Source organism: Devosia sp. SL43 (genome assembly GCF_021729885.1).
Lineage (GTDB): Bacteria > Pseudomonadota > Alphaproteobacteria > Rhizobiales > Devosiaceae > Devosia.
Genome location: NZ_CP063401.1, coordinates 617,109 through 629,191 on the forward strand (window position 1 = coordinate 617,109; position 12,083 = coordinate 629,191).

General features: G+C 61.5%; 12 protein-coding genes. 3 read left to right on the plus strand and 9 right to left on the minus strand.

Features of this window, described 5'->3' with window-relative positions:
- Positions 1–36 precede the first annotated feature (36 nt).
- Entirely contained in the window at positions 37–825 is a 789-nt protein-coding gene (locus IM737_RS03040) for a FecR family protein (RefSeq protein ID WP_236898222.1), read from the plus strand.
- On the opposite strand, the gene IM737_RS03045 is transcribed toward IM737_RS03040, so the two are convergent.
- From IM737_RS03045 to IM737_RS03085, 9 genes are all read right to left on the minus strand, one after another.
- Positions 826–2,115, minus strand: coding sequence for a 3-phosphoshikimate 1-carboxyvinyltransferase (locus tag IM737_RS03045; RefSeq protein ID WP_236898223.1), 1,290 nt, complete (start codon positions 2,113–2,115; stop codon positions 826–828).
- Between the two features lie 50 nt (positions 2,116–2,165).
- On the minus strand, positions 2,166–2,546 hold the full coding sequence (locus IM737_RS03050; RefSeq protein WP_236898225.1) for a HesB/IscA family protein: 381 nt from the start codon (positions 2,544–2,546) through the stop codon (positions 2,166–2,168).
- Positions 2,547–2,597: 51 nt separating this feature from the next.
- Positions 2,598–3,008, minus strand: coding sequence for an SUF system Fe-S cluster assembly protein (locus IM737_RS03055; RefSeq protein ID WP_236898227.1), 411 nt, complete (start codon positions 3,006–3,008; stop codon positions 2,598–2,600).
- 12 nt (positions 3,009–3,020) lie between these two features.
- The gene (locus tag IM737_RS03060) at positions 3,021–4,241 is read right to left on the minus strand and encodes a cysteine desulfurase (RefSeq protein WP_236898229.1); all 1,221 of its coding nucleotides are present in this window, start codon (positions 4,239–4,241) and stop codon (positions 3,021–3,023) included.
- A gap of 166 nt (positions 4,242–4,407) precedes the next feature.
- On the minus strand, positions 4,408–5,616 hold the full coding sequence (sufD, locus tag IM737_RS03065; protein WP_236898231.1) for a Fe-S cluster assembly protein SufD: 1,209 nt from the start codon (positions 5,614–5,616) through the stop codon (positions 4,408–4,410).
- 3 nt (positions 5,617–5,619) lie between these two features.
- Entirely contained in the window at positions 5,620–6,381 is a 762-nt protein-coding gene (gene sufC / locus IM737_RS03070; RefSeq protein WP_236898233.1) for a Fe-S cluster assembly ATPase SufC, read from the minus strand.
- A 52-nt stretch (positions 6,382–6,433) separates the two neighbouring features.
- The gene (locus IM737_RS03075) at positions 6,434–6,946 is read right to left on the minus strand and encodes a cupin domain-containing protein (protein WP_236898235.1); all 513 of its coding nucleotides are present in this window, start codon (positions 6,944–6,946) and stop codon (positions 6,434–6,436) included.
- Positions 6,946–8,451: a Fe-S cluster assembly protein SufB gene (gene sufB / locus IM737_RS03080; protein ID WP_236898237.1), complete on the minus strand. Its 1,506-nt coding sequence runs from the start codon at positions 8,449–8,451 to the stop codon at positions 6,946–6,948. Before sufB ends, IM737_RS03075 begins: the two co-directional genes overlap by 1 nt.
- A gap of 64 nt (positions 8,452–8,515) precedes the next feature.
- Complete coding sequence (locus IM737_RS03085) at positions 8,516–9,655, minus strand: cysteine desulfurase family protein (RefSeq protein WP_236898239.1); 1,140 nt, start codon at positions 9,653–9,655, stop codon at positions 8,516–8,518.
- A gap of 287 nt (positions 9,656–9,942) precedes the next feature.
- Here IM737_RS03085 and IM737_RS03090 point away from each other — a divergent pair, with 287 nt between their 5' ends.
- Complete coding sequence (locus IM737_RS03090) at positions 9,943–10,605, plus strand: alpha/beta hydrolase (RefSeq protein WP_236898241.1); 663 nt, start codon at positions 9,943–9,945, stop codon at positions 10,603–10,605.
- A 176-nt stretch (positions 10,606–10,781) separates the two neighbouring features.
- The gene (gene tyrS / locus IM737_RS03095) at positions 10,782–12,032 is read left to right on the plus strand and encodes a tyrosine--tRNA ligase (protein WP_236898243.1); all 1,251 of its coding nucleotides are present in this window, start codon (positions 10,782–10,784) and stop codon (positions 12,030–12,032) included.
- Positions 12,033–12,083 lie beyond the last annotated feature (51 nt).

Here is a 12,083-nt window from a genome sequence, read left to right on the forward strand (position 1 = left end):
GACCGTCATTCATTTTGAGTTCAGCGGGGATATGCGATGCAACGGGCCATGAGGACACGTTTTTACAGCATTGCGTTGGCGTTCGTCTTGGCCGCGGCCTCGCCTGCGGCGTTTGGCGCCAGTGAGGGCACAGCAGTCGGGGTTGATCCCGATGCGGTGGCGCGGATCAATTCGCAGGATCGAATCCTGGAAGCGGGCACCGACGTTTCCGTGGGCGAACTCATCGTCACTGGGCCTTCTGGCCAGGTCCAGATCGTGTTCGATGACGACACCAGGTTAGTGGTCGGCCCAAGCAGCTCGCTCAAGATCGAAACCTATCTGCTGGCCAGCAGCAATGTGGCGCAGAAGCTCACAATCAATGCACTGGGCGGCAGTTTCCGCTTCATCACCGGCAACAGCCCCAAGCCCGCCTATTCGATCAACACGCCAACGGCGTCGATCGCGGTGCGCGGTACCAAGCTTGACCTACTGGTGGGCTCAATCGGCACGGGCGTGATGCTCTACGAAGGCGCGCTACAACTGTGTGCGAAGTCGTCCGCCTGCGTTGAGCTGACTGATCGCTGCGAGATCGGGACGGCGGTGCGCGGCGGTGCCGAACTGATCATGCGTGCGAACCCAGAGCATCCGCCACTGGCAATGCAATTCCGCTATGCGCGCTTTCAAACGCCGCTACTGAATCCATTTCGCATTAATGGTGCGAGCAACTGCGTCGCTGCACAACAGGGCGGCGCGCCCAGCACCATCATTACCGAAAGCGGCGGGTCTGAAACAGAGACTCCAACGCCCAGACCCACTCCGACCCCTGTTCCCACACCAGGTAACTGACTAACCCGGTAGGCCCGCGTCGCGAAGTTGGACGCCAAGGCTCTCCAGCATGTCCCAGTACGCAGGATACGTCTTGCCGGTGCAGGCGGGGTCAAGGATCACTATCCCAGGGATCATCAATCCCGCCAGGGCGAAGCTCATGGCGATGCGGTGATCGTGATAGGTCTCGATCTTAGTCCGCGCATTGCGCCCGGCCAGCTTCGTTGCCAGTTGCGGATCTGAGGCCACCAGAAGATCATCGCCATCTTCCGTGCCAAGCCCCGGCAGGATCCGGTTGAGCTCATTGGCGACCGCACGGATGCGATCGGTTTCCTTGACGCGCAGATTGGCAATACCGACAAACCGCACCGGACGATTGTTGAATGCGGCAAGCACGGCCAGCGTCGGGACGGCGTCCTGCATCTGCGAGCCATCGATGACTTCGGGCATATTGGGAAACTGGGCAATAACCCCCTGTGCTGCCGCGTCCGGCTGGGTAAAGGCATCTGCGGCGACACCGAGGTCGATGCTGCCACCGGTAAGCGCCGCTGCGCCCCAGAGGTATGTTGCCGCTGAGGCGTCCGGCTCAATCAGGAAGTCGGTCGCAGTATAGCCGGTGGGTTGCACCTGCCAGGTGCCGGCATCGATCTGTTCGACCGAGGCACCGAAGCTCCGCATAGCGGCGAGCGTGAGGTCGACATAGCCGCGGGCGCCGATATCCTTGCCCGTGAGAGCCACTTCGATAGGCCCATCGCCAAGCGGCGCCGCCATCAGCAAGGCCGAGACATACTGGCTCGAAAGACCGGCATCGATCTCGACACGACCCGAGCCAAAATTGCCGCGGCCGTGAACCGTAACCGGTGGACAGCCAGTGGGACTTGTGGCGTCGATGCCCAACGATTGCAGTGCCGTCACCAACGGCCCGATCGGACGTAAACGCATTTCGTCGTCGCCATCGACAACAACTTCGCCGTCGACGGTCGCAACTGCAGCAGCAAGGAAACGCGTTGCCGTCCCGGCATTGCCCAGAAACAGCGGCTTCTCTGGCACTTGCAGCCGACCGGTGCTGGTCACAACGAAGCTCGTCTCGTCAGGCTCGTCCACCGTCACGCCCATTTGCCGCAAGGCGGCCGCCATGAGCGTCGTATCCTTGCTCTTGAGCGCACCGGTTAGCCGGCTGGTCCCATTGGCCAGCGCGGCCAGAAGCAAGGCGCGATTGGTAATGGACTTGGAGCCCGGCGGCGAAACACGGCCGATCAGCGGACGATTTGGCGGGATGATGGTGAGAGCAGGCGGGAGCGGATTTGGCATGATGCGCGGATCAATGCCTCACAGGCACGCTCCGCGCAACTGGATATAGATCAGGCCCCTGCCCGTGCCTCGGCAATCGCCTTGAGGTCGGCTGGCTTGAGCTGGACGCTTTCGCCGCAGCCGCATTCGCCGGTCTGGTTGGGGTTCTTGAAGGTGAAGCCCGAACTCATCTTGGACTGTTCGAAATCCATCACCGTGCCGAGCAGGAACATCGTCGCCTTGGGCTCGATATAGACCTCGACGCCCTTGTCACTGACATGATCGTCGCCCTTCACCGGCTCGGCGACGTAGTCGAGTGTGTAGGCCATGCCGGCACAACCGGCATTCTTTACGCCGACGCGAACGCCAAGCACCGGCTTGTCGGAATCTTCGATGATCTCGTTGATGCGCTCGGCAGCGGCATCGGTCAGCGACATGATCTTGAAGGCCATGGACAAACTTTCTATCGGCGTTTCACGATATATAGGACAAAACGCGTCAGATTACCACCAGTTCAATGCCACCTGAGCCTCTTCGCTCATGCGCGAAGCGTCCCACGGCGGGTCGAACACCATATTGACCGTGACGTCCTGCACGCCTTCAACGCCACGAGCGGCATTCTCAACCCAACCGGGCATCTCACCGGCCACCGGGCAGCCGGGAGCTGTGAGCGTCATGTCGATGGCCAGCTTGCGGTCGTCGTCGAGATCGACCTTATAGATGAGCCCCAGCTCGTAGATATCGACCGGAATTTCCGGATCGTAGACCGTCTTGAGCGCTGCGATCAGATCGGAGGTAATACGCTCCACCTCGGCCTCGGGCAGCGCACCGGAAACGTTGGGCGTGATGCGATTTTCCGGAATGGTCGGTGCGGGCGCGATCTTGGATTCGTCGATCTCGAATTCGTCGGTCATAGCAGTCCTCGCTTACGCGAAAAATTTCTGGGCGCGTTCGATGCCGTCAACCAGCGCGTCCACATCGTCCTTACCGTTATATAGGGCGAACGAGGCGCGGCAGGTAGAGGTGACACCGAAACGTTTGAGCAATGGCATGGCGCAATGCGTGCCGGCACGGACGGCAATGCCGTAGCGATCGAGAATGGTCGAGACGTCATGGGCGTGAGCCCCCTTCATCTCGAATGAGAAAATACCGCCCTTGCCGGGCGCCGTGCCGATCAGGCGGAGCGAATTGATGCGACTCAGGCGTTCATGCGCATAGGCAGCCACCTCGTGCTCGTGAGCCGCAATGGCATCGCGCCCGAGGTCGGTCATGTAGCTCAGCGCCGCGCCCAGACCGATCGCCTGGACGATCGGCGGTGTACCGGCCTCGAAGCGGTGCGGCGGTTCGTTGTAGGTGACCGTATCCATGGTCACGGTGTCGATCATCTCGCCACCACCCTGATAGGGCTGCATCTCGGCGAGCAGGTCATACTTGCCGTAGAGCACGCCGATGCCGGTCGGGCCGTAGAGCTTGTGGCCCGTCATGACGTAGAAGTCGGCATCCAGCGCCTGTACGTCCACCGTGGTGTGCACAGCGCCCTGGCTGCCGTCGATCAGCACCGGAATACCGCGGGCATGCGCGATCTCGATCACGTCCCTGATCGGTGTCACCGTGCCGAGCACGTTGCTCATATGCGTAACCGCGACCATACGGGTTCGATCGGTCAGCGCAGCGGCGAAAGCATCGAGATCGAAGCTGCCGTCGTCGCGGACATCGACCCACTTGATCACCGCGCCTTTGCGCTCGCGATGGAAGTGCCACGGCACGATGTTGGAGTGGTGCTCCATGATCGACAAGACGATTTCGTCGCCCTCGGCGACGCGTGGGCCAGCGAAAGACTGGGCAACCAGATTGATCGCCTCTGTGGCGGAACGGGTGAAGATGATCTCTTCCGAGCGCGCCGCATTGAGAAATTTCTGCGCGGCGTGGCGACCGCCCTCATAGGCCTCGGTCGCCCGGTTTGCCAGCGTATGCAGGCCACGATGCACGTTGGCGTATTCGTGCCGGAAGGCATAGTCCATGCGGTCGAGCACCTGCACCGGCTTCTGGGCCGAGGCACCGCTATCGAGATAGACCAGCCGATTGCCGTGGATGACCTCGGACAGGATCGGGAAATCGGCACGGACTTTGTCGAGCTCGAAGGTCATTGCGTTTGGTCCCGTTTTCTTCACCTCTCCCTTTGGGGGAGAGGTCGACCCTCTTGGGTCGGGGGAGGGGGCCTTCCCCAAAACACCGAGCCAACTAAAGGCCCCCACACCCGGCGCTGCGCGCCGACCTCTCCCCCAAAGGGAGAGGTGAAGAGGGCGTCACCACCTACTTACCCAGCAGCCAGCCGTCGATTACCCCGTGCAGGGCTTCAGCCAGGGCCTCATCCTCGATCGGATCGACGAGTTCCTCAAGGAAACCGCGGACCAGCATCGTCTCGGCTTCTCCCTTGGGGATGCCGCGGCTCATCAGGTAGAACATGCTGTCTTCGTCGAGCTTGCCGCAGGTCGAGCCGTGGCCGCAGACGACGTCGTCGGCATAGATTTCGAGCTCGGGCTTGCTGAGGATTTCCGCCTCATCCGACAGCATCAGGCCCTGATGCATGAACTTGGCATCGGTTTTCTGCGCATCGCGCGCCACGACTAGGCGGCCCTGCACCACCGATTTGCCGCGACCGCGGGCAATCGACTTGAACAGCGGCTGCGACGAGGTGTGCGGCACCGCGTGGCTGGCATCCATGGTGATGTCGGCATGCTGGCCGTCGGAGACCAGGTTGAGCCCGGTGATGAAACCATGCGCCCCGGCGCCCTCATAGCGCGGGAAGAGCTGCGTGCGGCTGAGGCCGGCACCGGCATGGATCACCAGCGTGCGTAGCTGTGCCCCTTCGCCAACGTGATATTCGTTGGTGGCGAAATGCGAGGTCCCGCGGGACGAGAGGTCGACCGTGACATGGGTCACGACGGCATTCTTGCCCAGTGCGATGTAGGTAGCATGGTTGCCGACATGAGCGGCGTCCGAACCCGAGAAAGTTTCGAGGATTACGGCAGAGGCACCGTCGGCCACGAAAATCTTGAGTGAGTCGGCGACGTGGCCGGCCTCGCCTTCGCTGCGACGGTCGATCTGGATCACCGGGTCGACGCTGCTTTCCAGCGTCAAGGTCAGGCTTTCCTTGGCGAGCGCGCCATTGAGATGCACCAGGACGTCGTCGCGGGTGCTGAGCATGCCCCCCTGCGCCTTCCCGACAATGACCCCAGCGGGGGCTGTCGAGGCGGATTGGATAACGCCATTGGCGATCATCAACTGGTAGGCACCGGCCACGCGCAAGGCCGGCGCGCTGGCCTCATTGGCGGCGACTGCTAGCGGCGGCACGGCCTTCAGCAGCATCTTGAGGTCGGTATAGTGGTAGCTCTCGACGCGCCGCGTCGGCAGACCGGCAACAGTGATGCGCTCAGCATCGGCATGGGCGCCGACGCTCTTGAGCTGATCGATCAGCGTGTTTTCGGCAGCGCCGAGGCGGACGGGGACAGGAAATGCCATGGCTCAAGCCGCCGTCGCGTCGAAGTCGGCATAGCCCTTGGCTTCGAGCTGCAGCGCCAAGTCCTTGTCGCCGCTCTCGACGATCCGGCCGTCGCTGAACACATGCACCACGTCCGGCACGATGTGGTTCAGCAGCCGCTGATAGTGGGTGATGACGAGCATCGAGCGGTTATCGTTGCGCAGGGCGTTGACGCCCTTGGACACCACCTGCAGCGCATCGATGTCCAGCCCTGAATCGGTCTCGTCGAGTACGCAAAGCGCCGGCTTGAGAAGGGCCATCTGCAGGATTTCGGCCCGCTTCTTTTCGCCGCCCGAGAACCCGACATTGAGCGGGCGCTTGAGCATCTCCGTATCGACATTGAGCTGCGAGCCCGCCTCTTTGACGGCGCGCATGAAGTCTGGCGTCGACATTTCGCCTTCGCCGCGCGCCTTGCGCTGGGCGTTGATGGCCGCCTTGAGGAAAGTCATGGTGGCGACGCCGGGGATCTCGATCGGGTACTGGAAGGCCAGGAACACCCCGGCGACAGCGCGCTCAGCAGGCTCCATCTCGAGGATATCAACGCCATTAAGCAGGATTTCGCCCTCGGTGACCTCGTAGTCTTCCTTGCCGGCCAGAACGTAGCTCAGGGTCGACTTACCCGAACCATTGCGCCCCATGATCGCGTGGACCTGTCCGGCAGGGATGGTGAGATTCACCCCTTTGAGGATTTCGCGCTCTTCGATGCGAGCATGCAGGTTGCGGATTTCAAGGATCGGGGTGGTCATATCAGTCTCCAGAAAATCTTTGGCGCCGGGCGCCGAATGGATAGGTGGCGCCTCAGGCGCCCGGTTCGCCGTCCCAATAGTCGACGGCCTTGCCGTCGCGGATCAGGTGGCGGAGAGAAGATTTGTCGGTCGGATTGCCGGTCGTGCGGCTGAACACGCCGAACTTGCCGGAATCCGGATACTCGCAAACCTCGGTCGCGGCCATGGTCGAGACGCCGATATAGCGGAGCGTCTGGCTGCCGGTATTGATGATCTGGTGCGCCGTACTCTGATCGCCTGCAGGTGCTACCAGCACGTCGCCTGCCTTGAAGACATGGCGGTCCGAGCCAAAGCGGTAGGTCCCTTCGCCTTCCAGCACTATGAACAACTCATCTTCCTGATGGTGATTGTGGAACGGACAGCTCGACTTGCCTGGCGGCACTTCATTGTAGCTGGCGCCAAGATTGCGCAGACCCGTCAGCCGACCGAACGAAATGTCGGCTGACTTATACAGGCTACCCTGCTCCCACGCATCGAGCGTGAGATCAGCAAGGCGAACCACCGGGCTGCGCGGCGCGTCAGTCATTAGCCGACGCTGCCTTCGAGGCTGATGGCGATCAGCTTCTGCGTTTCGACCATGAATTCCATCGGCAGGTGCTGCAGCACGTCGCGGACGAAGCCGTTGACGATCAGCGCCACGGCGTCCTCTTCGCTGAGGCCGCGCTGCTGGCAATAGAACATCTGGTCGTCGGAAATCTTGGATGTGGTCGCCTCGTGCTCGAACACCGCTGTGCCGTTGCGGCTCTCGATATAAGGCACGGTGTGTGCGCCACACTTGTCGCCAATGAGAAGGCTGTCGCACTGGGTGAAATTGCGGGCGTTCTTGGCCTTGGCGTGGGCCGAGACCTGGCCGCGATAGGTGTTGTCCGAGAAGCCGGCGGCGATGCCCTTGGCGATGATGCGGCTGGAGGTGTTCTTGCCCAGATGCAACATCTTGGTGCCGCTATCGACCTGCTGGTGACCGTTCGAGATGGCGATCGAATAGAACTCGCCACGCGAACCGTCGCCACGCAGGATGCAGCTCGGATATTTCCAGGTGATGGCCGACCCGGTTTCGACCTGCGTCCAGGAAATCTTGGAATTGTCGCCACGGCAATCGCCGCGCTTGGTGACAAAATTGTAGATGCCGCCCTTGCCGTCCTTGTCGCCGGGATACCAGTTCTGGACGGTGGAATACTTGATCTCGGCGTTTTCCAGCGCGACCAGTTCCACCACGGCGGCATGCAGCTGGGCTTCATCTCGCATCGGCGCGGTGCAGCCTTCGAGGTAGCTCACATACGAGTCGGCTTCGGCGATGATGAGCGTGCGCTCGAACTGGCCGGTCTTCTTCTCGTTGATGCGGAAATAGGTGCTGAGCTCCATCGGGCAGCGAACGCCCTTGGGGATGTAGACGAAGGAGCCGTCGGTGAAGACGGCAGAATTCAGCGTCGCGTAGTAGTTGTCCGAGACCGGAACCACGGAGGCCAGGTACTTTTGCACCAGCTCGGGATATTCGCGGATGGCTTCCGAGATCGAGCAGAAGATGATTCCGACCTTGCTCAGCTCTTCGCGGAAGGTGGTGACGACGGAAACCGAGTCCATCACCGCGTCGACGGCCACGTTCGGGCGCTCGACACCAGCAAGGATTTCGCGCTCGCGCAGCGGCACACCGAGCTTGTCATACATGGCGATCAGCGCGGGATCGACCTCGTCGAGGCTCTTTGGCGCCGGCGACGATTTGGGCGCGGCGTAGAAGTACATGTCCTGCAGGTCGAGCTTGGGATAGTGCACCTTGGCCCAGGTCGGCTCGGTCATGGTCAGCCAACGCGCATAGGCTTCCAGGCGCCAGTCGAGCATCCACTGGGGCTCGTTCTTCTTGCGGGAGATGAAACGGACGGTATCTTCGCTCAGGCCCTTGGGAGCCATGTCGGATTCGATATCGGTTTCGAAGCCATACTTGTACTTGTCGACATCGAGCGAACGGACGGAGTCCACGGTGGCGCGATCGATGTTTTCCTTGAGCGTCGGGATATCGGCGTAGTCATTGGCCATTGCGGCGTCTCCTATTGCCCGACAGCGATTCAAGGTCGCCGCGAGCCGTCTAAACTGTTGCGGCCTAGGCCGCCTGCCCCTGCCGCGCCCGCTGGCGCTCAAGGATCGATTGGTAACCGGCGACGAATGCATTCACGTCGTCAACCGTGGAATTCCAGCCCATGCTGATGCGCAGTGCGCAATCCGCCAGTTCGGGCGCGACACCCATGGCAGCCAGCACATGGCTCGGACCAACCTTGCCGGACGAACAGGCAGAGCCGGATGACACCGAGAGACCCATCAGGTCCAGAGCCATCATCGCGGTGGCATTCTTGACGCCCGGGACAGCAAAGTTGGTGACATTGCCCAGCCGGGTGGCCCCAAAAATCGCTACACCGGGAATCGCCGACTTGAGGTCGGCCTCCAGGCGATTGATCAGCCGCGGAACGTCGGCGGTCGCGTAGCGAGCACCAATGGCAGAAGCTGCTGCACCGAACCCGGCAATCAAGGCAGTCGCCTCGGTACCGCCACGGCGCCCCTGCTCCTGCCCGCCACCTGGAATAAGGCGAACCACATCGGCATGCGCCTTGACCAGCAGCGCACCGATGCCAGCAGGCGCGCCGATCTTGTGGCCGCTGATGGCCATCATATCGGGGGCTGAGGTGGCAAAATCCAGCGGCAGCTTGCCGAAGGCCTGCACGGCATCGATGAACAGGGTGTGACGGGTGGGACCAACAATCGCACTGATCCTGCCGATCGGCTGCACGACGCCGGTCTCGTTGTTCACCCAATGCAGCGCGACCAGAAGATTGCCTTCGGCGCCGAAAATAACGTCGGCCAGTTGATCAAGATCAATGCTGCCGTCCGGCAGCAGGCCGATGGTGATGACAGGGAGGCCGGTTGCTTCCGCCGCTTTCGTCACGGCAGCATGTTCGCCTGCGCTGACGACGATAGCGGTGGAGGCGAAGGCCTTCGCCCCACCGACGATTGCCTGGGTGATGGCTTCGGTTGCCGAGCCGGTGAACACCACCTGCTTGCGCTCAGCGCCGGCAAGCGTCGCGACCTGGCCACGGGCCGTATCGATGAGATTGCGCAATGCACGGCCATGGCCATGCACCGATGAGGGATTGCCCATCAGATCGAGGGCAGCGACGAGCGCCGACCGCGCTTCAGGCAAAAGCGGGGACGCGGCATTGTGATCGAGATAGATCGCCGGTCTCGTCATCGGATTCCCATGTGGCGCATGCGCACCGATCATACCATCCATGCCCGTGGCGGAGCGCCGTTGCGCCCTCCACCTCAAACACTTCTTGAAATCTGCAGCCCAACTTCATTACAAGGGGCGCTCTTGCAGGCCGCACAACGGCCTAAAACCGAGTTTCGAACAATTCTAAACTAGATTTTGTGAGCCATGTTTTAGGAGCCTGTACCGGCTTAGTCAAGCCGCACGGCGCTCGATGGCACCAGCGAAATCCCACCAACAGAGCCGAAGCGGCCGAAAGAAAAGAGACCATGCCAGAAGTGATTTTCAACGGACCCGAGGGTCGTCTGGAAGGCCGCTACCAGCCCGGCAAGGAGCCAAACGCTCCGATCGCGATTGTGCTGCATCCGCATCCACAGTTCGGCGGGACGATGAACAACCAGATCGTCTACAATCTCTTCTACATGTTCGCCCAGCGCGGCTTTGCGGTGCTGCGCTTCAACTCGCGCGGTGTCGGCCGCAGCCAGGGCATGTTCGATCACGGTGTCGGCGAGCTCAGCGACGCAGCATCAGCGCTCGACTGGCTGCAGGTCATCAATCGCGAGTCGCGCGGCTGCTGGATTGCCGGCTTCTCCTTCGGCGCCTGGATCGGCATGCAGTTGCTGATGCGCCGCCCAGAGGTGGAAGGTTTCATCTCGGTGTCGCCGCCGGAAAACCTCTATGACTTCTCGTTCCTGGCGCCCTGCCCGTCGTCCGGGCTGATCATCCATGGCGACAAGGACCGTGTGGCACCGCCAACCTCGGTCCAGAAGCTGGTCGACAAGCTCAAGACCCAGAAGGGCATCACCATCGAGCAGCAGATCGTCGACGGTGCGAACCACTTCTACGAAGGCAAGATCGACGAACTGACCACCCGCTGCGCCGATTATCTCGACCGTCGCCGGCAGGAGATCGCCGCCGGCGGCGGGCGCTAAGTCAAGGGCGCATAACTGCGATCATTCCTACCACGCCATCCCACCCACGGCGTCATTCCCGCGAAAGCGGGAATCCACTCTTGGCGGAAGTCGCATGAAGAATGGATCCCCGCTTTCGCGGGGAGGACGCCGAGCGGAGGTTGGTCCCAATACCAAATCGACCCGGATCGCACCCGATGACCAAGTTCAAATCCGACTTCCTGCGCGTTCTCGATGAGCGCGGCTTCATCCACCAGATTTCCGACCCGGAAGGCCTCGACGCTCTGGCGCTCAAGGGGCCGATCACGGGCTATGTCGGCTACGACGCCACGGCTACGTCGATCCATATCGGCAATCTGATCACTGTCACCATGCTCTACTGGCTGCAGGAAACCGGCCACAAGGCGATCAGCCTGATGGGCGGGGGCACCTCGATGGTGGGCGATCCTTCGTTTCGCGACGATCAGCGCAAGCTGCTGACCGTTGAGCAGATCCAGACCAACATCGACTCGATCCAGCGCGTCTATGGCAATATCCTCAACTATGGCGGCTCCAACCCCGCCATCATGGTCAATAATGCCGATTGGCTGCTCAAGCTCAACTATGTCGAGTTCCTGCGCGATGTCGGCCGCCACTTCTCGGTCAACCGCATGCTCAGCTTCGACTCGGTCAAGCTGCGGCTCGACCGCGAGCAGTCGCTGAGCTTTCTCGAATTCAACTACATGATCATGCAGGGCTACGACTTTACCGAGCTCAACCGGCGCTATGGCACCGTGTTGCAGATGGGCGGGTCGGACCAGTGGGGCAACATCATCAACGGTGTCGACCTCAACCACCGCATGGGCGGCGAGCAGCTCTACGCGCTGACCACGCCGCTGTTGACCAAGTCATCCGGCGAGAAGATGGGCAAGTCGGCATCTGGCGCCGTCTGGCTCAATGGCGACCTCTTCAGCCCCTATGACTTCTGGCAGTACTTCCGGAACACGGAAGACGCCGACGTGGTGAAGTTCCTCAAGATCTTCACCCGCCTCCCGATCTCGGAGATCGAAAAGCTGGGCGCCCTCGGCGGCAATGAGATCAACGAAGCCAAGAAGGTTCTGGCAACGGAGGTTACGGCTATCGTCCATGGCCGCGATGCCGCCATTCAGGCAGCAGCGACTGCCGCCAATACCTTTGAAGCCGGTGGCATCGATCTGTCGCTACCCACGGCAACCGTGACCCATGCCGAGCTGACCAATGGTATTGGCATTCTGGCAGCGCTGGTGACGGCGGGGCTGGCAGGTTCCAACGGCGAGGCCCGCCGGCATATCCAGTCCGGCGCCGTACGGGTCAACGACGCAGTGATCGAGGATGACAAGCTCAGCATCGGCGACAATGCCTTGCTGAGCGAGGGCGTCATCAAGCTCTCAGTCGGCAAGAAGCGCCACGCGCTGATCAAGCCGGTCTAATTCCGGCTCTACAAACTTATAGCCCTGCCTTAGAGATCATCCGAGGCAGGG

What these genes read in the sequence shown, in the direction of transcription:
- IM737_RS03040 (WP_236898222.1), top strand. Translation starts at nt 37, where the DNA reads ATGCAACGGGCCATGAGGACACGTTTTTACAGCATTGCGTTGGCGTTC.
- IM737_RS03045 (WP_236898223.1), bottom strand. Translation starts at nt 2,115, where the DNA reads ATGCCAAATCCGCTCCCGCCTGCTCTCACCATCATCCCGCCAAATCGT.
- IM737_RS03050 (WP_236898225.1), bottom strand. Translation starts at nt 2,546, where the DNA reads ATGGCCTTCAAGATCATGTCGCTGACCGATGCCGCTGCCGAGCGCATC.
- IM737_RS03055 (WP_236898227.1), bottom strand. Translation starts at nt 3,008, where the DNA reads ATGACCGACGAATTCGAGATCGACGAATCCAAGATCGCGCCCGCACCG.
- IM737_RS03060 (WP_236898229.1), bottom strand. Translation starts at nt 4,241, where the DNA reads ATGACCTTCGAGCTCGACAAAGTCCGTGCCGATTTCCCGATCCTGTCC.
- sufD (WP_236898231.1), bottom strand. Translation starts at nt 5,616, where the DNA reads ATGGCATTTCCTGTCCCCGTCCGCCTCGGCGCTGCCGAAAACACGCTG.
- sufC (WP_236898233.1), bottom strand. Translation starts at nt 6,381, where the DNA reads ATGACCACCCCGATCCTTGAAATCCGCAACCTGCATGCTCGCATCGAA.
- IM737_RS03075 (WP_236898235.1), bottom strand. Translation starts at nt 6,946, where the DNA reads ATGACTGACGCGCCGCGCAGCCCGGTGGTTCGCCTTGCTGATCTCACG.
- sufB (WP_236898237.1), bottom strand. Translation starts at nt 8,451, where the DNA reads ATGGCCAATGACTACGCCGATATCCCGACGCTCAAGGAAAACATCGAT.
- IM737_RS03085 (WP_236898239.1), bottom strand. Translation starts at nt 9,655, where the DNA reads ATGACGAGACCGGCGATCTATCTCGATCACAATGCCGCGTCCCCGCTT.
- IM737_RS03090 (WP_236898241.1), top strand. Translation starts at nt 9,943, where the DNA reads ATGCCAGAAGTGATTTTCAACGGACCCGAGGGTCGTCTGGAAGGCCGC.
- tyrS (WP_236898243.1), top strand. Translation starts at nt 10,782, where the DNA reads ATGACCAAGTTCAAATCCGACTTCCTGCGCGTTCTCGATGAGCGCGGC.